The following is a 24,655-nucleotide window of genomic DNA, read 5'->3' on the forward strand; positions in this document are numbered from 1 at the left end:
CTCAATCTTATAAATAGGCTAGAAATGAAAAATACTCCATCGACTTCAGATAAGAATCAGATTAGCAAGCTACGTAATAGCATACTTTATGAACTGAAATATTCTCTCGGAGTGATACTATCAACAGCATCATCCAGTGACATTTTTAGTGCATTAGCACTGGTCGTGCGACGCAACCAAACTGATGATTATTTTAACACTCGGGAACGACATCACCAGGCAAGAAAAAAACGTATCTATTATATTTCTATGGAGTTTTTAATTGGTCAATCTCTGCGGAATAACTTAATAAATCAAGGGATAATGGAGATAGCTAAAGCCGCATTAGAATCTCTTGGGGTAGATTTTGAAGTTATTGTAAAAAGTGAAGAAGATGCAGCATTAGGTAATGGGGGGTTGGGGCGCCTGGCTGCATGTTTCATTGATTCAATGGCAACCTTGGATATTGCTGGCTCTGGTCACGGTATAAAATACGAATATGGCTTGTTTCACCAACAAATTCAGGATGGACAACAAATAGAGAAGCCTGATGATTGGCACTCTGCACACTCACCCTGGCTAATAGAACATCAAAGTCAGGCAATGATAATTCCGCTGTATGGGCGCATAGTCGAAATAGAGGACCAGCAAGGAAATTACAATCCAATGTGGATGGATTGGAAAATAATTATTGGTGTGCCTCACGACTATCTGGTCTCAGGTTATATTAATCATACCGTAAACTCGTTGCGTTTATATAGTGCTTGCGCTTCAGATTCATTTGATATTCATATCTTTAATCATGGTGATTATCTGAATGCTGTTAATCAAAAAATAGCATCGGAAAATATCTCTAAAGTGCTTTATCCCTCCGATGAAGTGTTGGCAGGGAAGGAATTACGCTTAACACAAGAGTATTTTCTGGTGGCTTGTACATTACGTGATGTAATGCATGATTTCTTCATACTTTCCAGTGATATTAACCAGTTGCCGGATTTTGTAGCCATTCAACTTAATGATACCCACCCGGCCCTAGCTATTGTTGAGCTAATGAGAATATTGGTAGATGAACATACTGTTGATTGGGATATCGCTTGGGATTTGACACAACGGGTTTGCGCCTACACCAATCATACTTTAATGCCAGAGGCGTTAGAGAAGTGGTCAGTTAATTTATTCGAGTTGTTGCTGCCTCGACATCTACAAATTATTTATGAAATCAACCGCCGTTTCTTACTGGAAATACATAGATGGCGTCCTGAACGTGCAGATTTATTAGCATCAATGTCTTTGATTGAAGAGACGCCTGAAAAGAAAGTTCGCATGGCCTACCTTGCTATTATTGGTAGTCACAAAGTGAATGGAGTGGCTAAACTTCATTCGGAATTAATTAAATCGAATCTTGTACCCGATTTTTATCATTTAATGCCAGAGAAGTTCACTAATCAAACCAACGGTGTTACACCCCGTCGCTGGATTCAGCAGGCTAATCCCCGGTTATCGACTTTTCTGGATTGTCACTTAGGCCATGAATGGGTTACCGACCTGACTCTTTTGACTAAACTTAAATCGTTAGCGAACGAACGTGACATTATTGCCGAACTGGCTGAAATTAAAAAATTTAATAAATTAAAATTAAGTCAGATAATTACGCGTCAGCAAGGAATAATTATCAATCCCGAAGCTATGTTCGACTGTCAGATTAAACGAATTCATGAGTATAAACGGCAATTACTCAACATCCTCTATGTGATAAACCTTTACCAGAAAATGCTGAATGGAAGAGGAACTATTTCGCCGAAAGTCCATATATTCTCGGGCAAAGCTGCACCGGGTTATGCCATGGCCAAATTGATCATCCAGTTAATTAATCAAGTTGCTCTTAAAGTGAACAATGATCCTAGAGTCAATGAGCAACTAAAAGTGGTTTTTTTAGAAGACTATAAAGTCTCGCTAGCGGAAAATATTATTCCAGCCGCTGACTTATCAGAGCAGATATCTACTGCGGGTACTGAAGCATCGGGTACCAGCAATATGAAGCTGGCGATGAATGGTGCTTTAACTATCGGAACGCTAGATGGCGCTAATATTGAAATTAGAGATGCTGTGGGTCATGAGAATTTCTATGTTTTTGGTTTATCTGCGGAGCAAATTGCTGAGCAAAGAGCTAAAGGACGGTCATCATATGATGAGTATTTATCTAATACAGAACTTAAAGAAACTGTTGATTCACTTATTTCAGGTGCTTTTCATGCCGATAAGAACCTGTTTTCACCGATATTTCATATGTTGGTGAGTCACGGTGACCACTATTTCCATTTGGCTGATTTTGATAGTTATTGTTACGCACAATATCAAGCATTGACCGATTATAGCGATACTTACAGTTGGCACAAGCGAGCATTAAACACGATAAGTGGCATGGGAGAGTTTTCCAGCGACAGGACTATTCGTGGATACAGCAAGGATATTTGGAGGGAGGACAACCTTAAGTGAAACATTACAAATCACTCACGGTATTACTTAGTGGACTCTTTTTCTGCCCGCTGGTGACTGCGAGTGAAACGACTAATCCACCAGCTGTTAAATTATTTACCAGCCCTTGGTCACGCCTTTTTTCTGGTGATGAGAACACATTTTCAACGGCATTAACCTATAGTTCGCCACTTAAAAAAAAGATGGTTAATGTGCCTACAGGGAAATATAGCTCGGAGGAAGTATATAAACTAAATCAGCGGGGGCTTTTTAGTGTGCAGTATTCCCCAATAAGTTATCTTTTTGCCAATATGACGGTTCGGGTTCCATTACAAAATACCAGTAAATACAGTACCGATTTTGTTTATAGTTTTGGTTATGACGATTGGCATCCGGGTACTTTTAGTTTGGTTTATGGTAATTACAACGATAATAATAGTTTCTTCCCTACGACAGGTGCTCAAAGAACACGGTTTGAACAAGGCTCTTGGACTTTGGGCTATAAATTTACCTTACCCAAGACGGTGGAGTCTGCATTATTGATTAACAAAGATGACTCACTGATTTGTCAAGTTGGCTATAGCTATGTGCCTCGTTATTACTCTGACGCTTCATCAACTATCAAAGAAAATAAGAACAGTTTTTTAGGGAGTTGTGGCTATACCTTACAACAACACTATTTTTTGCGTTTGTCCGCGTTTTATTACCCTAACAAGAATCAGCAGCAACCTTGGAATTATGATTATACCTATAGTTTTGGCTATACGTCTGGCTACGCTCCGGGGTCCTGGTCGCTTTTTTATGGCAATTACACCGGGACTCGCTACCCGTGGCGGCAGAATGCAAATGCTAATTTTCGTAGTGGGACAATAAATCTCAGTTGGACATTACCCCTATAAATTGGAGGTGTAAGAATCTGTGCTACGCTTAATTACGCTATTAATAGTTAAGTGAGCATAATGTTTTTGTGGGTATGAAAGGTTCAGGGACGTTGAGCATCCTCTATCGACGATGATGTTTGATAAATTATGTTTACACGAAGCTCTTGGGTAACTTATGCAACCACATCCTTCCGCTACTGGTGTGACATCTATTCTTGTTGTTGATGATTCAGCAAGTTATCGCTTTTTACTGGTTAATCTACTAAAAAATTGGCAATTTACTGTTTTTGAAGCAGAAAATGGCCAAGATGCTTTGGCTATCCTTGATAATAATGCCATCAATATGGTGATCAGTGACTGGGAAATGCCAGTTATGGATGGGTTGAAACTCTGTACTACTATCCGTAAACATTATTCCGATAGGTATATTTACTTAGTATTGATAACCGTGCGGCAATCCGTCGAGGATTTGATCGCAGGATTAGATGCGGGCGCCGATGATTTTCTGTCAAAGCCGATAAATCAAAGTGAGCTACGCGCCCGATTACATGCAGGTGAACGGATATTAATGCTAGAGGCAACCCTCGATGCCCGTAATCAGAAACTGTCCCAAGCCTACCAACAAATAGAAGATGACTTGCAGGCTGCGGCAAAATTGCAACGTAGTGTTTTGCCAGCAGAAAAGCTAATGGTGAGTGGTTTTCAAGCCGAATGGATGTTTATACCCTCCGCGTATGTTTCGGGTGACTTGTTAAGTTTTTTCCAACTGGGAAATCAACACATTGGTTTTTATAGTATTGATGTTGCAGGGCATGGCGTGGCTGCGGCGATGCTCTCACTGTCAGTTGCACGCCAATTTCTTAATGGGCGCACGGTAGATAACTTACTGATTTCACTGGCAGATACTCCCTCTGGTTATCTAATTACCCCGCCACACAAAGTTGTGAGCGAACTTAATCGCCGTTTTTGTATAGAGAATGATGATATAGCCAGCTATTTCACTCTTATTTATGGCGTTATCGATGTTCAAACAGCGGGTGGGGTGCTTTGCCAAGCTGGGCATCCGACCCCCTTTATTGTCAGTAGTTCAGGTCAGATTACCCCTATTGGTGACGGTGGTGCACCGGTTGGACTTATTGATTCGATGGACTATCAGGACACTGCGTTCACTCTTGCTTCGGGTGATCGGCTCTATTTATTCACCGATGGCATTGTTGAGTGTGAAAACCCTGAGCAAGAGCTATTTGGAGAACGACGATTACAAGACTTACTGGCCGCAAGTCAACGTGACTGTGTGCAAACTGTTTTTGGGCAAGTACAGCAGGCACTGAAATACTGGCATCCGGTACAAAAAGATGAACATCAAAGTGATATTCAGAATGGGCGTTCTGTATTTAGTGATGATATCTCGTTACTGGTGATCGAACGCAATAACAATTCCCCTCTCCTGGCAGCATTGTAAGGAAGAAAAAATGAACTTTGAAACTCAGACAATTGACAATGTATTGGTGATAACCCCCTTGATCAGGCGACTCGATGCATCAGTTTCCCTGAAATTTAAGGAAGATATACAAGCAATGATCGCTCAGGGAGCCAAAAATATTTTATTGGATTTTAGTCGGGTAGATTTCATCGACAGTAGTTGTTTAGGTGCTCTGGTTTCGTTGTTGAAGACCTTAAATGGGAAAGGTGAACTGGCTATTTGCTCACTGAATAATAATATCCACGGAATGTTCAAATTAACCCGGATGGATAGGATATTTACTATCGGTGCTAATCAACCCGATACATTACAGCAGATGCATTCCGTAGCACCTTAATTTGTAAGGAATACCTATTTATGAAAGCCATGATCCTTGCTGCAGGGAAAGGAACCAGAGCCAGACCACTGACCACCATACTGCCAAAGCCAATGATTCCATTGATTCGAAAACCTATTATGGAATCGATTATTGAGCATTTAAGAAAATATGGTTTTAATCAGTTAATGGTGAATACCAGCTATCTATCTGTGGACATCGAGAATTATTTTCGTGATGGCCATGCCTGGGGAGTAGAAATAGGTTACTCCTACGAAGGTATTATGGAGGGTAATACTTTTGTTGACAATGTTCTGGGGTCAGCGGGTGGAATGAAACACATCCAAAATTTCTCAGGTTTTTTTGATGAAACTTTTGTCGTTGTCTGTGGTGATGCATTAATTGATGTAGATTTCGATAAGGTATTGGCTTTCCATCGAGCCAGAAAAAGTGTGGCAACCTTGGTGATGCGCCCAGTCTCAGCAGATCAGGTAAACAAATACGGTATTGTTGTTACTGATGAGCAGGGTAGAGTTAGTAAGTTTCAAGAAAAACCTAAAACCGAGGATGCATTATCAAACAATGCCAATACCGGAATCTATGTTTTTGAGCCAGAAATATTCGATTATATTCCTGATGGCGTTGAATACGACATTGGTAGTCAGTTGTTCCCCAAACTTGCTGAATTAGGTGTTCCTTTCTACGGTATTGCCTTGCCCTTCCAATGGGTTGATATTGGGTCTCTACAAGATTTTTGGCATGTAAATCGCATGATCCTTAATCAAGATTTACCCGACTATCCCATGCCGGGAATTAAAATTGCACCTCAAATCTGGTGTGGACTTAATGTTAAAGCCGACTTTTCGACCTTAGATATTGAAGGGCCAGTCTATATTGGTAGTAGTACAGAAATACAGTCTGGCGTAACGATTAAAGGGCCTACAATTATTGGTGCGGGGTGTTTATTAGAGCAGGGAGCTGTTATCGATCAAAGTTTTATTGCTGATTATACCCGGGTCGGGGGTATTGCGCATTTGCATCAACAGATGATTTTTGCTGGGAAAGTTATCTCACCAGACGGTATGTCCATTGATTTATCTGAGGCGGGTTTAAACTGGCTCATTGATGATAAACGGCGTAAAGATATTATTATGGCAGAGAAATCTTTGTTCGATGAATTCCTACATAAAGATACGTTGATATGAGTTATCACCAGCGTGACTCACAGGGCTGGTTAATGAGAATATGTTTGCCTGCTTCCTTGTCTAGCCTGAATGTTTTACATGAAAAGTTACTACAATTTATTCAACCCTTAAAGATTGATTCATCTAGCAGCTATGCTATGGAACTTGCATTAAATGAAGCATTTATCAATATTGTAAAGCATGGTGTTAACTATGATGCCACCCAAGATATTACTATTGTGATGCATTATGGCAATAATCAACTAGCTGTGACCTTACAAGATAAAGGAAAGCCTATACCTACAAAATTTTTGCAAAATAAAAGTGGGTTGTCTCATATTCCTGAGTTGTCAGCGCCGGATTCTTGGCCAGAAAATGGGATGGGATTGATGATGATGTTTAATGCCGTTGATGACATCAGCTATAAAGTGGAAGAGGGCATCAATTATCTATCGCTGATAAAGAAAATAGAAGAGTAGGCGTAAAAATTATGTTTATTCATAAAATAATGCTCTTCGAACTCCCCCTTAAAATGGGCTGATTTATCTCACTTATCTTCATGGATTGACTGAGGTTGTGATAATGGCTTTTTATTTCTCTTCGTTTGAAAACAGGAAACCACCATCACCACTCAAAACTCATTGGGCTACTGAGTTTTTATGGCAAAGTCTGGCGGTTGCAGCGCTTATCTTGGGGGCAAATTATATCCGCTGGCGCTGGATGAATTCACTGAATTACGATGCGCTTTGGTATTCCATCCCTTTGGTAATGGCTGAAACACTAGCCTATATTGGTTCTGCTTTATTCACTATCAACCTCTGGAAAGTCAGAGATATTCCTGTACTCCCAGTACCTGAAACAATCGATGACTGTATAGCCGCGGAAGAGATGCAAGAAAGGCGTCAGATAAAAGTTGATTTGTTTATTGCCACCTATAATGAAGATGTCGAATTAGTGCGTTTATCGATTCGGGATGCACTCGCCGTAACTTATCCCTTCTCCTTGGATTATCGCATTCATGTATTAGATGATGGTAAACGAAGCGAAATGGAGGCTGTTGCAAAAGAAGAGGGGGTTAATTACTTAAGTCGGGAAAATAATATCGGTTACAAAGCAGGTAATCTCCGCCACGGGCTGGATATGACGGACGGTGACTTTATTATTATCTGTGATGCAGATACCCGAGTTTTCCCCACAATATTGACTCATACTTTGGGTTATTTTCGTGATGTTGATGTTGCCTGGGTCCAGACTCCTCAGTGGTTTTATGATTTACCACAGGGCAAGCGATTACCTGAATGGGCAAAGAAAAAATTAGGTTCAGCAGGTTATTTTGTTGGTAAAGGGATTGAAAAATTGGTTGGCCCGCTTACTGTGGGGCATGATCCCTTTTTTAATGATCCGCAAATGTTTTACGATGTTATTTTACGCCGACGTAATTGGGCTAATGCGGCTTTTTGTTGTGGCGCCGCATCAATTCATCGTCGTGAAGCTATTATGCAAGCTGCACTGCGTCGCTATGTAGATAATATAGAAGATGAGATCGAGCAATATACGGGCGACCTAACTGATAAAGAAACCAAAGCAGACTTGGCTAAGGCCATGTTACCTCATGTGGTGCATGATACCGAGCTGATGCCATATAAATTTCATGTTTCAGAAGATATCTATACTTCTATCGTTTTACATGGTGATCCAGGCCGTAAATGGCGATCTGTCATGCACCCGCAAATAGAATCAAAAATGCTTTCACCGCAGGATTTGTTGACCTGGATGATCCAGAGATTTAAATATGCGGCTGGTTCAATGGATATTGCCTTGCATGACAGACTTTTCACTAGTAAAAGGATTAAGCTCAGTGCAATACAAAAATTAATGTACGGAACTACTTTTTGGTCCTATTTTGCCTGTATCTGGAATACGGTATTTTTGATTGCCCCATTAATTTATCTTTTTACGGGGATCCCCCCCGTTTCGACTTACTCATCTCCTTTTTATTTGCATTTTTTGCCCTTCATGATTGTCTCTGAATTAGCATTTATGTTTGGCACCTGGGGTATATCAGCGTGGGATGGGAAATCGTCTTTTCTTGCTTTATTTTCCATGAATCTACGAGCTCTTGATACAGTACTAAGAGGTGAGAAAATCAAGTTTCATGTGACGCCCAAAGAACGCCAGCAGGGCAATTTTTTATCCTTAGTTAAACCTCAGCTCGCCATTATTGGGCTGACGTTATTGGGGTTGATTTGGGGGGCGATTCAGATAGCCGTAGGGAACATAAAAGATCCCTCAGGTTTTGTGATCAATATCTTTTGGGGAGCTGCAAATATTGCAGCCATGATGCCGATGGTTTTAGCCGCATTTTGGCAACCCGAGCATGCTGAATCCACCGGACAGGAGGGGGCTTGATGTCATTCAAATATAACCTCCTCAAGGCGAGAAGTTATCTGGCGATGGTGATCGGTATTTTAATCGCATTTTCTATTGTGTTGTATGTCGAAAAGAACTCTCAAGATATGGAAGATTCTCGTGTCCATATCACCACCAGTATTGGCAGACCATTAACACCGGTTCCTCGACCATTGAGTTCCGAAGAAGTAATTTGGGCTAAGGCTGCATGGCAATATTTTATTAATAATACTCAGCCGAGTGGTTTAGTGAATTCCGTGGATAAATTCCCATCGTCGACAATGTGGGATACCAGTAGTTATTTTATGGCGCTGATTTCAGCGCAACGAATTGGTATTATTCAACAAGATGAGTTTGATACCCGAATCAGTAATGCATTAGGTGCATTGGCTAAATTGCCACTATTTGAAGGTAAATTACCTAATAAAGCCTATAATACACAGACTCTATCTATGGTTAATTATATTAATCAGCCCAGTACGAAAGGTATAGGCTGGTCGGCTATTGATATCAGTCGAATGATGGTGCCATTAAATATATTGGTCTGGAGTTATCCCCAGCATGCTGTCGAGGTCAATAAGGTTATTTCACGTTGGCAATTAGATGCGCTAGTGGTCGATGATCAATTACAAGGTTCGGTAGTTGATGATAAAACTCAGCTCATTTCATTGCATCAGGAAGGGCGTATGGGGTATGAGCAATATGCGGCACGGACCCTGCAACTAGTAGGTATTAATGCTAGTTTAGCCCTTGATTACACTGCACATCTGCAATTTATTAAAGTTGAAGGGATATTGGTGCCTGATGATGATCGTGTCTCGCAAAAAGAGGGGGCAAATACATTTATCGTCAGTGAACCCTATATCTTGACCGGCTTAGAGTTGGGTTTTGATCTTTATTCATCAGAACTAGCCTGGCGGGTTTTTAAGGCTCAGGAAAATCGTTTTTAGCGTACTGCTATATATACCTCTGTCAGTGAGGATCATGTGGATCAAGCTCCTTTCTTTATTTATAGCACACTCCATTATGCTAATGAAGATTGGGCGGTAATTACGGACAAAGGTGAGCGTGTCAATCAGTTACGACAGTTATCAACCAAATCGGCATTTAGTTGGTATGCCTTATGGCGCACACCTTATAGTGAACAGACACGGAATCAATTAAATAGCTTGATGGATTCGAACAAAGGTTGGTATAGCGGAATTTATGAAGTTAACAATAAAATAAATACTTCACTAAATGCCAATACCAATGGCGTGGTGTTAGAAAGTTTGGCTTTTATCAAGGGTGGAAAACTACTTTGTGCTGCCTGTACTCAGGTGATGCAATCCGTTGGCGCAACAGATAAACAACTAAGGTAGGAAGGTTTTATGATGGGAAATCAGTCATTTTTGATAAGGTTAAGTCTCATTGTTAAGGCTGGCTGCTTGATTTTGATACTCCTGGCCATACCGTCTTTTAATACCTTTGCTGAATTACCTGGCAATAAATTAGCGTCTGAAAACTACCCTGTGCGGCACGGTGAGTTAACGCCCAGAGAGATGGCGGTTGCAGTTAATGCCTGGCAATATTTTGTCCATAATTTACAACCTACAACTGGGCTTGTTAATGCAGTTAATAATTATCCTTCGACCACAATGTGGGACAGTGCATCTTATTTGGCGGCACTGGTGTCGGCGCGCGAGTTGGGTATTGTTAATAAGGAAGAGTTTGACCACCGAATGTTACCTTTTTTAAAGACACTGAATAATATTTCACTATTCCAAGGGCAATTACCCAATAAAGCTTACAACACCATAACTGCTGAAAAAGTTAACTATATGAATAAATCCGGTGAAATAGGATTTTCAGCTATTGATACTGGCCGTATGTTAATTTGGCTGAAAATTATTAAAGAACGTTATCCTGAATATGCCAATAGCATTGATAACGTGGTCTTAGGTTGGGATTTTTCACATGTTGTCGATGATTGCGGTACGTTATATGGTGCGATATTAGATAAAAATAACACGCCTCAGTATGTACAGGAAGGGCGACTGGGTTATGAAGAATACGCCGCCAGTGGTTTCCAACTTTGGGGTTTTTCTACCTGTCAGGCATCGCGCCCTGAACCTTATGATTTGGCTAAAATTTATTGTGTATTAGTCCCTTATGACTCTAGGGATGCACGCAAAACGAATCAACACAACTATGTAGTTACCGAGTCGTATATCTTACATGGCCTTGAGATGGGGTGGGATCGCAGTAATGATCGGGCTAATAAAGCAGCGAGCTACAGCCATCCGTGGATGAAAGACTTCGCCAATCGCGTCTATCAGGCACAGGAAAACCGCTATCGTGAAACGGGAATACTGACAGCGCGTTCGGAGCATCAGTTAGACCACGCCCCTTACTTTGTTTATGACACGGTTTTTTCCGATGGCTATAACTGGAACACAATTACCGATCAGGGCTTTTTTGTCCCTGAAAATGCGGCAGTGTCATTAAAAGCTGCGCTAGGCATGTGGGTATTATGGCATTCGCCGTACACTGACCGATTATTTGATGCAATAGAAAATGCTAACGTTAAGGATATCGGCTTTAACGAGGGCCTCTACGAAAATGGTAGAGGGCCAATTAAAGAGTTTACGGCAAATAATAATGGCATCATGTTAGAAGCGCTATTATTTAAAAAAGCAGGGAAAATACTCCGTTTCACCAGTGGTGATCCTAGCCATAAAGATTATATTCCCTCGTTGTGGGAACGGCAGTTAATTAATGCTTTTGATGATAATAACAGTAAAAGGAATCGGCCGTATATTGATGCAACACCGAGCTTAGCCGCATTTTGTGATCAAACGGGCATTGCGCTACGTAAAGCACCAGATTGTAAGAGCTGCCAGTGTGCTCAGTGTCAGGATGAAAGCAGCAGTAATAATTTATTTAAATTACCGGCGGCAACATCATCATGCGCAAAACAGTGAAGTCCGCCGCTTTTGCCTGGGTTATTGGTGCTGGGCTACTGGGTGCTGCATTTACGGGCGGTATGTTTGTGGCAAGCAGTATTACTCACAGCTCTGTTGCCTATTCTGCCCGTAGTGGTGTGCTATCTGATAATGAACAATTGTGGGCGAAAGTAGCTTGGCGTTACTTTGTTAATAATACGCAAGTGAGTACTGGGTTGGTTAATTCTTTGGATAATTACCCGGTTGTTAATCTCTGGCAAATCGGCGACACACTTGTCACATTAACCGCAGCAGCCCAATTAGGGTTGATCAATCGTCAGGAGTTTGATCAGCGCCTCACACTATTATTGGCAACAATAAGTCATTTACCTTTGGTGGAGGGAAAAACGCCAAATCTGCTTTACAACACCGCCAACGGACAGATGATTGATTATGCTCACCAGCCAAAACCACTGGGGTGGTCTGCACAAGATATCGGCCGCTTAATGATAGGTTTGAAAGTTGTTGTGCGTTTTTATCCTGAATATGCTGAGTATTTGGATAAGGTCCTATTACGATGGAATTTCTGTCAGATTATTGATGGTCATGGTGAGTTACTGAAATCAGCGACTGTTAATGGCAGATTTATAGCCAAACCCGAAGGCGTTTTGGGTTATAGCGAATATACCGCTGGTGCGTTTGGTCTGTGGGGTTTTCCTGTAGGAATATCAGCTAATCTTCCCTATAACACCACGTTTATTTATGACATACCTATCGATTTTGATATCAGAGATGCTCGAACAACCTATGTACCCTCTATTGTCGTCAGCTTGCCTTATTTACTTACTGCAATGGAATTAAAAAGCACCCCAATATTTAAACAGCAAAAAAAACGGATAGATAATATCTATCGGGTACAAGAAATACGGTGGCAAAAAGAACATATATTGACGGCACGTAGTGATTATTTCACCTCAGTTGCGCCATATCACGTTTACGATACGGTGTTCGCTAACGGTTATCATTGGAATACGATTAGCGAAGACGGGCAATTTCATCCTGACCTGGCGTTGGTATCAACCCGTGTAGTTTTTGGCTTATGGGTTTTGTGGAATAGCCCTTATACCGATGCATTAATGCAGTTGACTCAGATGCAGTATGATGAACAACGCGGATGGTATGAGGGGCGTTATGAAAATAATGGTGCCTATAACAAAACAATTAGTCTGACGACAAACGCTATGGTATTGGAAACGCTGCTCTATAAAGCGGCGGGGAGTTTAATTAATAGCGACTCTACCGCGGGATATCTGGATGTGCGCATGAGTGATATTTTTTCACGACCACAATTATGCCTGCCGCAAGAAAGAGTCATCCGTCGACAGGCGGCATCGAAATGAACATTAATTGCTGGTGCAGGGCTTCTATTTTAAGTTTGGGATTTCTTTTACAACTTATCTCGTCGGTTGTTGTTGCTCAGTTGCCATCCACTTTAGATTTGTCCGGTCAGTGGCGAATACGGGATGGCAATCCGCCAGCTTCTGACGCCTGGAGTGACACCCTGGATGACAGCCAGTGGCAACAGTTGAAAGTGCCCGCTAATTGGTACAGTGAGGGCGTCGATCATCAAGGCGTATTATGGTATCGCACCCGGTTTACATTACCGGTTTTAGATACCGATGATATGGCGACCTTGGTATTCGATGGCGTCGATTATCAAACGGATATTTGGCTCAACAGTCAACGAGCGGGGCAACATAAGGGGTATTTTCAGCGGTTCAGTATCGATATCACCGATATAGCCCGAATAGATAATGTGCTGGCTATGCGTGTAGATAGCCCTTACGAGACTCCGGGCAAAATTTGGTCATTTCGTAAGCAACTGATTAAGGGCGTGTTCAACCATCATGATACTCGGCCCGGTGGCGCGTGGTCGGATCACGGACAAGATGCTAATTCAGGCGGTATCTGGGCTCCGGTAACGTCACATATCAGCCGTGGCGCTGTTATAGACAATGTACTGGCCGTGCCTGACTGGTCACGGGGGCTTGCACATCCGATTCTGAAGGTGAGTTTGGATTATCGTGCTAACCACAACCGCCCCGTTGTTATGTTGCTACGCCTGATACCCGATAATTTTATCGGCCAATCTTATCAACTGGAGAAAAGTGTTTCATTGGTTGCCAGTCAGCATAATGCACAAACTCTCACCGCTAATTTTCTGCTTGATAACCCCGCATTGTGGTGGCCGTCTGGTCATGGGAAACAAAATCTTTATCGGCTGGAGGTCAGTTTCTCAGACCGTTTAGGCATGATGGATGTGACTCATGTTCGCACTGGCTTACGGCGAATTGCGATAGACCCCCAACAGCAAAGTTGGTCAATCAATGGCAAGCGACTATTCATAAGGGGGACGAACTATATTGGTAGCCCGTGGCTGGGAAGCCTGACACCGACAGATTATCGCCATGACTTACTCATGATGCAGCAGGCAAACATCAACGCCATACGAGTACATGCCCATGTGGCTGGGCGGGCGTTGTACGACCTGGCTGATGAGATGGGGATACTGCTCTGGCAAGATTTTCCACTGCAATGGGGATATGACGATTCAGCCTCTTTTGCCAGAGAGGCTGCCAGGCAGGCCGCGGATATGACACAGCAGTTTGGCAGCCATCCAGCGATTGTATTGTGGTCTGGGCACAATGAACCGCCCTGGGATGCCACATGGATGCAATATCGTTATTCAGACTGGCGGCCTGACATCAACCGGGCGTTAACCGCGAGCGTCGCGCAGGTGCTCAGTCAGGACCATAGCCGGATCACTCATGCTTACTCGTCCACTGCTGAACACTACTGGCAAGGGTGGTACTCAGGGCAGAAAAGTGATCATCTTAAACCGGCAACTACCTCAATCATCAGCGAGTTTGGCGCACAAGCCTTACCTGACCTGGCAACGTTAAAAACGATAATTCCGCACGCTGAGCTGTGGCCCAAAACGGCGGATAAACAAGATGAAGGCTGGCGTATCTGGGCATACCATAACTTTCAACCTCATGAGACATTTGAATTAGCTAAAGTGACTCGCGGGCCAAATATCAATACGTTTATCAAGAACAGCCAACAGTATCAGGCAAGTTTAATCCAACTCGCCGCAGAGAGTTATCGACGCCAACGTTATCAACCCGTTGCTGCATTATTTCACTTTATGTTTACTGAAAACTGGCCGTCAATTAACTGGGGCGTGGTGGACTATCTCCGCCATCCTAAGCCGGGTTATTTTGCTTTGCAGCGAGCTTATCAGCCCGTTTTACCCTCTATAGATCCGAAAACAGAAAATTGGGTGCAGGGGCAGAGAGGGCGTATTGATTTATGGGCCATCAACGACCGTTGGTTCAACTATCAAAAGGCATCATTACATTGGAAAATATTGCAAAGTGGTATGATTTTATCTAAAGGATCGCGGAACATAAAATTAATGGCGGATAGCGGTCAAAAGGTGATTGAATTGCAAGTTATACCTCGTAGCGTTCAACCAATGAATGTAATGAGTGACATTATTAACGAACAGGGTGAGATATTAGGCCACAATGAACTACAAATTTACATTCAACCCTAACTAATACTGTTTATTATTAGCAGAGAACACTTAAGCTAGATTTGATTGTGGCCAATACTATCTTAAATTACAGAGTGATCCTATGCTTTAGCCAATAGTGATTATAAGGGTATAGATATTATATGAATCCTTCTCCATTCAATGCCCATACGCAGCAATTGTCCTCATCTTGGCTTTCATTTAAGTTACAACAAAATATTTTACTGCCACTGGTTATTTTCATTATTGGACTGGTTATTTCAGGTGCGGGAGCATGGTGGCTTTATAACGAAATTGAAGCCAATGCAAAAATCGATTTTCAACGTAATGTTGATAGGGTTTCTGGAGAAGTTGAGCGACGTTTCTCTCAGCCAATATATGGGTTGAATGGGATAAGAGGTGTTTATGCTACCAACAGTCATTTAACCCGCGAGCAATTTAATGCTTATGTCGCTTCGCGTAATTTGCCGGTGGAGTTCCCTGGCGTGAGGGGATTTGGTTTTATTCAACGGGTGTCGCGCAGCCAGTTAAATGCGTTTATTACTGATACCCGAGCTGACGGTGCGCCGACGTTTTCTTTGCGGCAACTTCAGGATAAACAGCATGATGATTTGTATATTATTAAATACATTGCACCAGCAGAAAAAAACCAAGGCGCAGAGGGGCTTGATATTGGCTCTGAGTCGGTCAGACGAGAAGCCGCATTGTTGGCAATAAACAGCGGAAAACCCACTCTTTCTGGCACTATTCATCTGGTTCAGTCTAATGTTAAAACTCCCGGCACATTACTTTTTGTCCCGGTTTATAAGTCGGGTACCTATCCTACGACACTTGCTGAACGGCAGGCGTCATTGGTCGGTCTACTCTATTCACCCATTGTGATTGCTGATCTATTACGTGATATTCCCGAGTTTATGAATGGGCGAGTGGATGTTGAATTGTTTGATAGTCTCAATGATTTATCTAATAGAACGATGATCTTCGATGCAGATGGCAGTAAATACGCCAATTTCATACCGGACGAAGAGCATGATGATGAAGCCATAGCTGCCAGAATATTTCACAATACCAGCGTCTTGCCACTACCTGGTCGAAAAATGACACTGCGAATCAGCAGCACACCAGTGTTTGAAGCGCTAACCGAACGTTATGCACCTTGGTTGGTGTTTGCTTTTGGTCTTTTGCTAAGTTCGGCATTGGCTTTACTTATTCGCCAGCAAATCAGTGGACGTAATCGGGCAGAGATGCTGGCGCGGAATATGACCGCAGATCTTGAACGTCTGGCTTTAGTGGCCAAGAACACCTCTAACGCCGTCGTTATTACCGATGTAAAACGTAATATCGTCTGGGTTAACGAGGGCTTTGAACGTATTACCGGATACAGTCAAGCCGAGGCTTTCGGCAAGTCGCCGGGGAAATTACTGCAATGCAGTAATACAGACCAAGGCGTAGCAAGTGAGATGAAAATTGCGTTAGATGCCGGAGAGCCATTTAAAGGTGAAATAGTCAATCGCGCTAAATCGGGGCAAGAATATTGGATTGAGCTGGAGATTCAACCGCGTTATAACGATAAGAGTGAACTTATCGGCTTTATGGCGATTGAGTCGGATATCAGTGAACGTAAAGCGACTTATCAACGTCTTGAAGCGGCCTTACGTGAAAATAATGCCTTACTCAGCACCCTTAATTTACACGGTATTATCTCTACTGCAGACCGGGATGGGATAATCACCGATGTTAATGACGCATTTTGTACTATCAGTGGTTACAGTCGCGAAGAACTTATAGGGCAGACTTACCGCTTAGTTGATTCTCATACACATTCGACTGATTTTTGGCAATCGATGTGGCATAACATTGCTAATGGGATCTCGTGGCGTGGAGAAATCTGTAATAAAGCTAAAGATGGCTCTTTATATTGGGTCGATACCACGATTGCTCCGTTTAACAATAGTACTGGCCAGATTGAGCGATATATTTCCATTCAAGTTGATATTACAACCAATAAAAATCAGCAAGCCAATCTGATTATTGCTCGAAATCAATTAGTCAGAGCGGCGGATGTTGCTGAGTTAGGTATTTGGACCTGGAACATTCCAGAAGGTACGCTTTCTTTCGATGAGCGGATGAATAATATCTATGGGATCCCTGAGGAGTTACACAATGCCGATATCCCGTTGGCGTATTGGTATAGCCTTTTGTATCCAGAGGATATTCCCGACGTTAAAAGTGCAATAAAAGCAGCGTTAGAAAATGAAAGTGTCTATCGTCAGGTTTTCCGTATTGTGGTGAGAAATGAAGTTCACTTTATTCAATCAACTGGAACGGTTGAACGGGATGAAAGTGGCAAAGCAATGTTGATGATGGGGATTAATCGGGATATTACTCAACAACGCGAGGCCGAGAATATCCTGAAAACAGCAAGAGAAGCTGCTGAAGAAGCCAATAAGGCCAAATCTGCATTTTTGGCCAATATGAGTCATGAGCTACGGACCCCGATGAATGCCATCCTTGGCATGCTGACATTGCTACGTAGGACGGGTCTTGATAGGAAACAAGCTGATTATGCGGTTAAAAGTGAAGCCGCCACGCGCACCTTGCTGCGCTTGCTGAACGATATCCTGGACTTCTCCAAAATCGAATCCGGTAAAATGGAACTGGAATGTATCCCGTTTGATATTCATGTGATGTTGCGTGATTTGGCGGTTATCTTATCGAGCAATCTGAAGGTTAAAAAGGTTGAGGTCTTATTTGATATTGACCCTTCACTACCCCAGTTTGTTGAAGGCGATAGCATGCGACTCCAGCAAATATTAACCAATCTGGGGGGCAATGCGCTGAAGTTCACCGAACTTGGTGAGGTGGTGCTTTTCATCAAAGTTATCACACAGGATAGCCATCACGTTACGTTGCATTTTGGGGTGCGCGATACCGGAATTGGCATTGCACCAGAGAATCAAGAAAGTATTTTTAGTGGTTTTACACAAGCAGAAGCCTCGACAACGCGCCGGTTTGGTGGCACGGGCTTAGGGCTAGTGATAAGTCAGCGCTTTGTTGCACTGATGGGCGGGACGCTCACCTTAGAAAGTGAACCGGGTAAAGGGAGCCTATTTCATTTCACCATAACGCTGTCGCTACCTTCTTATACCAATCTGGTTATTAATAATGAAACACCAAACACTTTGGTAAACAGAGCACAGGCATTGAATAATTTACGAGTCTTGGTTGTTGATGATAATCCGACGGCCTGTGACCTGATCAAACGGATGGGGGAATCACTAAAATGGACCGTTGATGTCGCAACCAGTGGCAATGATGCATTGCAATTGATGAGACAGCAGCATGATAGTGGTATTACCTACGGGGCGCTCTTTATTGACTGGCAAATGCCGGGGTTAGATGGTTGGCAGACCAGTAAATGTGTGCGTGAACTGATGCCAGTAGATAACGGCCCTATGATTGTCATGATAACCGCCCATGATCGCGAAATGTTATTACAGCGCAGCGAAGAAGAGCAGGCATTACTGGATGGTTATTTGGTTAAGCCGATCACAGCATCAATGTTGTTGGATTCAGTGATTGATGCATTAAGCGAACGCAAACAACCTGATGTTGCGAAACCGGCAATAACCGAATCTTTACACCGACTGTCTGGTGTAAGGCTATTAATTGTTGAAGATAACTTGAATAACCAGCAAATAGCACGTGAGTTACTTGAGGATGAGGGAGCAGAGGTCAGTATTGCCAATCATGGCAAAGAGGCAATTGAGATATTAGAACATCATCCGTCTTCATTTGATCTGATATTGATGGATTTACAAATGCCGGTCATGGATGGCTACAATGCGACGAAATATATTCGAAAAAGTCTTGGGTTAAAAAACTTACCGATTATAGCCATGACAGCTAATGCGATGGCCTCTGATCGTGATGCCTGCCTTGCTGCTGGAATGAATGACCATATTGGTAAACCCTTTGACTTGAATAATCTAATACACATCATACGGAAATACAGTGGGCAAACTGATGTTGTCGCTACGATTAGCCATATAACTCCTGTTTTGTTATCTGCTGAATTAAAAAATGTCGCGGCAACGGCAGGAATTGACGTTGATACCGCCCTTAATCGATTAGGTGGCGATATTACGCTGTACCAAAAAATGTTATCGCTGCTTAGTGAGGATTTGGCTAATTTCCCTACCCAGTTGGAGACATTATTGACTGAAGGTGACCATCTGTCGGCATCTCGTCTGCTACATACCATCAAAGGACTTGCCGCACAGCTGGGGGCCACTGGCCTTTCTTTGAGTGCGGGGCAGGGGGAGAAGTTATTTAGCCAGGGCGCTATACCTACGGCAGATACGATTAATCAATTACTGAGTGAGATGCGAAATAAAGTATCCGTTATACAATCTGGGATAATGATACTAATCCCAATGCTATCGAAAGATAACACTAGTAATGTCGTGGCAGAGGCAGTTGATATAAAACCTATCGAGTTGGAACTGAATCGTTTGATGCTGTTATTACAAAACTCAGATATGGCTGCGTTAGAGCTGATGAATAAATTGATGATGACTTTTGCTAAGCAACTTAATGGACAATTATCTCCTCTTAATGATGCAGTAAACCAACTAGATTTTGCCAACGCTATCAAGTTATGCCAAGCCTTGATGGTTAATCTTCCTACTCAGAGAGATAAGAAGATATGACTATAATCCATTCTTTTTCGCAAGATTTGACCTTAGATCTACCCGGCACGGGGAAGCCCAAGATCCTTATTGTTGATGATCATCCGATAAATATTCAGATGCTCTATCAAGCATTCTCTTCCGATTATCATGTGTGTATGGCCACCAGTGGTAAACAGGCACTCGACGTCTGTATTAGTCAACATCCAGACTTGATTCTACTGGATATTGAAATGCCCGGTATGAATGGTTTTGAGGTTTGTGCCAGACTCAAGGCATCGCCAGACACTCAGGATATTCCTGTTATCTTTGTCACTGCGCATATTGATGAAGAGACCGAAACTCGCTGCTTTAGCGAAGGTGCCGTAGATTTTATCAGTAAACCTATTAATAGGAACACCGTTCGGGCTAGAGTGAAAACACACTTATTGCTTAAAGCTCAATCCGACTTATTACGCCAACTAGTTTATTTAGATGGATTAACCGAAGTACATAACCGGCGTTACTTTGATAAACAGTTAGAATTGGAGTGGAAACTCTCAAATCGTAACCAGACTCCACTTAGCATGATCATGATTGATGTTGATTTTTTCAAAAAATATAATGATTTATATGGGCATCAGGCAGGGGACGATTGTTTACGGAGTATTGCAAAAGTTATCCGAGAAACTCTCCGACGCCCTGCGGATTTGGTGGCCCGCTATGGTGGTGAAGAATTTGTTTGTCTGCTCCCCGACACCGAGTTAGCCGGAGCAATGGATATGGCAGAAACTATCAGGCTGCAAATTCTTGAACAAAAAATTCCACATTCTGGTTCCACAGTTTACCCCTTTGTCAGCATTAGCCTTGGGGTTTGCTGCAAAGAAAATCAAAGCGTCGGTATGTCAACGGCACTTCTGCGTCAAACTGACCTGCAATTGTATCAGGCAAAGAAAAATGGCCGAAATCAAACTAGTGGTATGCTCTATCAACTGAACGAGGGGTAAATTAAATATATCTCGGCATTGGATCAGGCACTTAGTGATTCGGCCTGATTATTTATCCATCTGTATTATTAATCAGAATATCGAAAGCAGTAAGGCAACTGGCAGGCTCAAGGGCCACGTTAATCCGATAAGAGATGATGATAAGCACCTTACTGCTAAGCTCTGATCACGTGTTAGTGGAAAGATGATGAGGGTAGAGGCAATAGCCCCAATTCCGTAAATGCAGAGCAGGATAAATCCGGTATTCATGGGGCAATTTTCCTTTTGACCATGTCATTTACTCATTATCGCTGAAAGTACGTGTATTTTTGCAAGATAATTCAAATTATAGGGCTGCACTATTGTGGGTCTTCTCCAATATTTTAAAAGGGTATAGGATAATGACTTCTCTGAATTGGGGGATTGATGCTCAAGAAAATTCTAAACAGTAAGCTAGCAGGCTATATCGTGGGCGTTTTTATTGCGATTGGTTTTGGCGAAAGCTTCATCACTACTCACGAAGAAGCTGAGAAATTCGCTAAATAATTCAGGGGGACTGGAACTACAGGGTCTGCAGTTATCAAAGAGTTATCGGTCAGGCTGTTCCAGCCGTCTTATGTTGCGCATGAACGTATGATGCAACATATCTTTCTCGGTTTATATCCAGATAATCCGACCACCACTGCATCATCGCTTTACGGACATCGAGATATTCTGCTTTATGGGTGTAAGCCGCCCGCAGGCTGTTGTGTTCCTGATGACTCATCTGGCGTTCAACTGCATTCTATGACCACAGACCAGATTCTATCAGGGCACTACAGGCCATGGCATGGAATCCGTGGTCAATGGTCCTGATTCGGTTTGATATTTAAGATACCAGAAACGTGAACCACTTGGATTGACCAAAAGGTACAAACCGTGTGAATCGGAAACTTTTAAAGGTTTTTCAGAAGGCTTGAGACTGCGGATTTTAGTGTCGTTCAGAGACATAGTGTGGTCACTCCATAATCGAACTGAAATGACCCCAAATCAGACCACCAATCTTGCCCGATGCGGAGGGGGAAATGAAAATGCATCGGGAAGACTTTTCACACTAACTCGTTGAATCTAAATCTTATAAAGATTCGTGAAGATGCATGAAAACACAAATTTGGCTCCTCTGACTGGACTCGAACCAGTGACATACGGATTAACAGTCCGCCGTTCTACCGACTGAACTACAGAGGAATCGTGTGAACGAGGCGAATAATAGCGAGGGTGGTGACGTTTGTCAAAGTAGAAAAACACTAAAAATGTGCGTTTGCTGAGAGAATGAGCTTATTGGCTTGTTTTTCAGCAAACTTGTTTATTTTCCCGTGAGTTATCCCGCCAAATGAGGTTATTTTTAATAAGGCGGAGAGGCGAGTTTGTATTGGGGAAGGTGATTGGCTCGGTAGTGACCGAAAAGCGCACATTACACGCCGAGGTTATGTATTTAACCCCGCTAATCAGTAGGAAAGACACTTTTAGTAGTGTGTTTTAGTGACATAAGCAACATAAGTGGGACATGTGTAAAATATCCCCTAAATTCAATAGGGTAATAATTTCGGCGGCGGGTAGCCAGCATTGTCAGAGGAATTACATGAGCGCTGCAATTCCTCTGCGATTACCCGTGAAAATAGCAATTCGTTACAATGTCACTTTTATTAACTGGCTGTTTTTTAGCTGATTACCAGCATCATCAAAATAAACATAGTTCAAGGTTACTTCACCATTGAGTGAGGTAGGCTGCTGTTCAAAATGATATTGGCGCTCAGCAAAGGGTGTGACCATCATGTCCATCTCTTGTGCTATCAGAAAGCGTTGTTGTTGGTTTTCTAGCTGAACCTGACCAAAAGATACATGGTATGGTGTGGGGTTATGGGCAGTGAGAATGTATTCTTTGTTTTTCTTCTTAAGGGTAAAACTAACTTTTTTCATTGCCTCAGCCGGTTTCGGCGTTAGCCCATCAGGCCGGTAGAATATTTTCATTTGGGTATTCATCGCCATAGCAACCTGGGCTTGAGCATCGATGTTGCGCCGGGATTTAGGCGGAATTTCATACAGATTGAGCCAATAAACAGACTCTCGATCTGTCGGCAGATTGTCACCTTTATTGATAATGCGCAGCCCTTGAGCCGCTCCTGCCTGCATTTTAAAAACAGCAGGCAAGACAATGAAAGGCGCTTTGCTCTGATCGGGAGTGCTGTCCACATCGCCATCATCAATCCAGGTCTGCACCACGACCGGATAATCATTGGTATTAGCCAACATCAGGGTGCGCTCACGCGATTCAGGCTGATAAATCATGCGGGTTGAACCGGCCACTAAACCGGCCATGGTGTGTTGGCTGATGCTCAACATCAGTAAAAATAGGCAGAGGAGTCTCATTGTATCTTCACCAAAACGTAAGCGGTCGCATCGACTTTGCCAGCAGTAGGCGTGCCGTTAGGTAATTTTTTCAAGGTGGCGACAAAGTGATGTGAATAGTTATCATAACCAGCACCATTGCTGCCATTAGCGCTGGCACCCGTGAGTACCGGGTACCAACCCGCGTTGGTATTGGCATTGCAATTACTGACACATCCTCCCCAACCAACAAAATTCATTGCCGCACCGCTGCTGTCACTCAGGCTGATTCCCACGCCGGTGGCTATATTTTTGTCAGTACCATAGTGGTCTGATAAAAGATAACTCACGCCGCCGGCTGCGTTTACTAACCCGAGTCCTTGTGCTTTCAGATAACCGGGTAATGAAGTTTGGATGCCCAGCGCAGTTTGCCCACTATTAATGCCAGATTCCGTACCCGACTGGCATTCGATATCGACAGTGATATCCGCGCTGCGTGATTGATTATCATTAAGTTCGTTCACGGTGATAATAGGGAAAACCACATAAGGTGTGACGTTACGTACTACGCAGGTATTTTTGCGTGTCAGGACAGAGACCGGAGAGGTATTCATACCAAATGCCATATAGCGGCCACTTCCCCATGTTTGGTAATTGGTTGCTGAGTCATAGCCGGTTTCCGGTACTGGCATGCCAGGCCCTTTGAATACCACGTAACCGTTGGGTTGATTGCAGGAATAGCTACCCGAATAGTTATCAGCCGCAGGACCAGAACATCCCCAACTGGAAGGGCCGGGCGTGCGGTCTACAGAACCTACTTTTTTTAGCTCAGCACGAATTTGGCTGAAATGTTTACCCTTAATTTGAATTTTATTCCCGACTACGTCGTACTTTCTCAACGGGACCTGCTGCCAGATGCGGGTGAATTCGACGCCAGTATCAACATGAGTCAGTTTCAATGCGGTATAGGGGAAGAAAGTCTGAAAATAGTTATCACCCATATTGCTGTAGCCGCCGACATTACTGTCGCCATTAGTCGCAAAAACTTCAAATAAACTGTCTTTATCGGCCACATCACATTCATAGATAACCGCTTCTGGGTCTGACCAGAAACGGGCGGGTACCAAGCTGATAATGCTGGAGGCCAGGATTGAATCGACAGGCTGAATGTAATTACTGGTTATATTGATATTACCTAATTGCAAGGACGCACCGTAGTTATCACCACCGATATTGGCGCCTTTCCAAACACATTGTGCATAACTGGGTAAGCTGGTGCTCAGTAATGCGAGTGAAAAGAATAACCCCATATAGTGTGAGAATAGGGGCTTGTATCGGTATAACCTGGCGTAGTGAGTCGTTATAGGATTCATACTGTTTCTC

The 24,655-nt window shown here is 42.8% G+C and carries 16 protein-coding genes, 1 tRNA gene and 2 pseudogenes; 13 read left to right on the forward strand and 6 right to left on the reverse strand.

Going from position 1 to position 24,655, the window contains the following annotated elements; translation table 11 throughout:
* Positions 1–24 precede the first annotated feature (24 nt).
* The 13 genes and pseudogenes from Q2T72_RS08280 (at position 25) to Q2T72_RS08340 (ending at position 20,926) form a co-directional block, all read left to right on the forward strand.
* Entirely contained in the window at positions 25–2,475 is a 2,451-nt protein-coding gene (locus Q2T72_RS08280) for a glycogen/starch/alpha-glucan phosphorylase (protein WP_372568944.1), read from the forward strand.
* A 53-nt stretch (positions 2,476–2,528) separates the two neighbouring features.
* Entirely contained in the window at positions 2,529–3,353 is an 825-nt protein-coding gene (locus Q2T72_RS08285) for a hypothetical protein (protein ID WP_372569872.1), read from the forward strand.
* Between the two features lie 157 nt (positions 3,354–3,510).
* The gene (locus tag Q2T72_RS08290; RefSeq protein WP_083159237.1) at positions 3,511–4,797 is read left to right on the forward strand and encodes a PP2C family protein-serine/threonine phosphatase; all 1,287 of its coding nucleotides are present in this window, start codon (positions 3,511–3,513) and stop codon (positions 4,795–4,797) included.
* A gap of 10 nt (positions 4,798–4,807) precedes the next feature.
* Complete coding sequence (locus Q2T72_RS08295) at positions 4,808–5,155, forward strand: STAS domain-containing protein (RefSeq protein ID WP_083159236.1); 348 nt, start codon at positions 4,808–4,810, stop codon at positions 5,153–5,155.
* A gap of 20 nt (positions 5,156–5,175) precedes the next feature.
* Complete coding sequence (locus Q2T72_RS08300) at positions 5,176–6,339, forward strand: sugar phosphate nucleotidyltransferase (RefSeq protein WP_372568945.1); 1,164 nt, start codon at positions 5,176–5,178, stop codon at positions 6,337–6,339.
* Positions 6,336–6,797, forward strand: a complete 462-nt coding sequence (locus Q2T72_RS08305) for an ATP-binding protein (RefSeq protein WP_227746543.1) — start codon at positions 6,336–6,338, stop codon at positions 6,795–6,797. The genes Q2T72_RS08300 and Q2T72_RS08305 overlap by 4 nt, the downstream gene beginning before the upstream one ends.
* A 103-nt stretch (positions 6,798–6,900) precedes the next feature.
* Positions 6,901–8,727: a glycosyltransferase gene (locus Q2T72_RS08310; protein ID WP_372568946.1), complete on the forward strand. Its 1,827-nt coding sequence runs from the start codon at positions 6,901–6,903 to the stop codon at positions 8,725–8,727.
* Between the two features lie 107 nt (positions 8,728–8,834).
* Positions 8,835–10,088, forward strand: a pseudogene (locus Q2T72_RS08315) (DUF3131 domain-containing protein).
* 12 nt (positions 10,089–10,100) lie between these two features.
* On the forward strand, positions 10,101–11,690 hold the full coding sequence (locus Q2T72_RS08320) for a DUF3131 domain-containing protein (RefSeq protein ID WP_372569873.1): 1,590 nt from the start codon (positions 10,101–10,103) through the stop codon (positions 11,688–11,690).
* Positions 11,675–13,051 (forward strand): DUF3131 domain-containing protein, encoded by a 1,377-nt coding sequence (locus Q2T72_RS08325; RefSeq protein ID WP_372568947.1) that lies wholly within the window; start codon positions 11,675–11,677, stop codon positions 13,049–13,051. The genes Q2T72_RS08320 and Q2T72_RS08325 overlap by 16 nt, the downstream gene beginning before the upstream one ends.
* Positions 13,048–15,270 carry a glycoside hydrolase family 2 protein gene (locus tag Q2T72_RS08330; RefSeq protein WP_372568948.1) on the forward strand — a complete coding sequence of 741 codons (2,223 nt, stop codon included), beginning with the start codon at positions 13,048–13,050 and terminating at the stop codon, positions 15,268–15,270. Before Q2T72_RS08325 ends, Q2T72_RS08330 begins: the two co-directional genes overlap by 4 nt.
* A 122-nt stretch (positions 15,271–15,392) precedes the next feature.
* A complete protein-coding gene (locus Q2T72_RS08335) occupies positions 15,393–19,961 on the forward strand; it encodes a CHASE domain-containing protein (protein ID WP_372568949.1) in 4,569 nt (1,522 codons plus the stop codon).
* Positions 19,958–20,926: a diguanylate cyclase gene (locus Q2T72_RS08340; RefSeq protein WP_083159230.1), complete on the forward strand. Its 969-nt coding sequence runs from the start codon at positions 19,958–19,960 to the stop codon at positions 20,924–20,926. Before Q2T72_RS08335 ends, Q2T72_RS08340 begins: the two co-directional genes overlap by 4 nt.
* Positions 20,927–20,998: 72 nt before the next feature.
* Here Q2T72_RS08340 and Q2T72_RS08345 read toward each other — a convergent pair whose 3' ends face one another.
* The 6 genes and pseudogenes from Q2T72_RS08345 to Q2T72_RS08370 form a co-directional block, all read right to left on the reverse strand.
* Positions 20,999–21,175, reverse strand: coding sequence for a GhoT/OrtT family toxin (locus Q2T72_RS08345; RefSeq protein ID WP_083159229.1), 177 nt, complete (start codon positions 21,173–21,175; stop codon positions 20,999–21,001).
* 325 nt (positions 21,176–21,500) lie between these two features.
* Positions 21,501–21,746: pseudogene (locus Q2T72_RS08350) on the reverse strand (integrase); the annotation flags it as partial.
* Positions 21,713–21,895 carry an Arm DNA-binding domain-containing protein gene (locus Q2T72_RS08355; protein WP_372568950.1) on the reverse strand — a complete coding sequence of 61 codons (183 nt, stop codon included), beginning with the start codon at positions 21,893–21,895 and terminating at the stop codon, positions 21,713–21,715. The pseudogene Q2T72_RS08350 and the gene Q2T72_RS08355, both read right to left, overlap by 34 nt.
* 161 nt (positions 21,896–22,056) lie before the next feature.
* A tRNA-Asn gene (locus Q2T72_RS08360) sits at positions 22,057–22,132 on the reverse strand.
* A 441-nt stretch (positions 22,133–22,573) separates the two neighbouring features.
* Positions 22,574–23,314, reverse strand: coding sequence for a molecular chaperone (locus Q2T72_RS08365; protein ID WP_083159227.1), 741 nt, complete (start codon positions 23,312–23,314; stop codon positions 22,574–22,576).
* Positions 23,311–24,645, reverse strand: a complete 1,335-nt coding sequence (locus Q2T72_RS08370) for a fimbrial protein (RefSeq protein WP_372568951.1) — start codon at positions 24,643–24,645, stop codon at positions 23,311–23,313. The genes Q2T72_RS08365 and Q2T72_RS08370 overlap by 4 nt, the downstream gene beginning before the upstream one ends.
* Positions 24,646–24,655: the final 10 nt, after the last annotated feature.

The sequence above is a fragment of the Yersinia sp. 2466 StPb PI genome, from assembly GCF_041538325.1.
In the GTDB taxonomy this organism is placed as follows: domain Bacteria; phylum Pseudomonadota; class Gammaproteobacteria; order Enterobacterales; family Enterobacteriaceae; genus Yersinia; species Yersinia enterocolitica_E.

Coding starts and splice junctions, on each gene's coding strand:
- Q2T72_RS08280 (WP_372568944.1), top strand. CDS start 25: ATGAAAAATACTCCATCGACTTCAGATAAGAATCAGATTAGCAAGCTA.
- Q2T72_RS08290 (WP_083159237.1), top strand. CDS start 3,511: ATGCAACCACATCCTTCCGCTACTGGTGTGACATCTATTCTTGTTGTT.
- Q2T72_RS08295 (WP_083159236.1), top strand. CDS start 4,808: ATGAACTTTGAAACTCAGACAATTGACAATGTATTGGTGATAACCCCC.
- Q2T72_RS08300 (WP_372568945.1), top strand. CDS start 5,176: ATGAAAGCCATGATCCTTGCTGCAGGGAAAGGAACCAGAGCCAGACCA.
- Q2T72_RS08305 (WP_227746543.1), top strand. CDS start 6,336: ATGAGTTATCACCAGCGTGACTCACAGGGCTGGTTAATGAGAATATGT.
- Q2T72_RS08310 (WP_372568946.1), top strand. CDS start 6,901: ATGGCTTTTTATTTCTCTTCGTTTGAAAACAGGAAACCACCATCACCA.
- Q2T72_RS08320 (WP_372569873.1), top strand. CDS start 10,101: ATGGGAAATCAGTCATTTTTGATAAGGTTAAGTCTCATTGTTAAGGCT.
- Q2T72_RS08325 (WP_372568947.1), top strand. CDS start 11,675: ATGCGCAAAACAGTGAAGTCCGCCGCTTTTGCCTGGGTTATTGGTGCT.
- Q2T72_RS08330 (WP_372568948.1), top strand. CDS start 13,048: ATGAACATTAATTGCTGGTGCAGGGCTTCTATTTTAAGTTTGGGATTT.
- Q2T72_RS08335 (WP_372568949.1), top strand. CDS start 15,393: ATGAATCCTTCTCCATTCAATGCCCATACGCAGCAATTGTCCTCATCT.
- Q2T72_RS08340 (WP_083159230.1), top strand. CDS start 19,958: ATGACTATAATCCATTCTTTTTCGCAAGATTTGACCTTAGATCTACCC.
- Q2T72_RS08345 (WP_083159229.1), bottom strand. CDS start 21,175: ATGAATACCGGATTTATCCTGCTCTGCATTTACGGAATTGGGGCTATT.
- Q2T72_RS08355 (WP_372568950.1), bottom strand. CDS start 21,895: ATGTCTCTGAACGACACTAAAATCCGCAGTCTCAAGCCTTCTGAAAAA.
- Q2T72_RS08365 (WP_083159227.1), bottom strand. CDS start 23,314: ATGAGACTCCTCTGCCTATTTTTACTGATGTTGAGCATCAGCCAACAC.
- Q2T72_RS08370 (WP_372568951.1), bottom strand. CDS start 24,645: ATGAATCCTATAACGACTCACTACGCCAGGTTATACCGATACAAGCCC.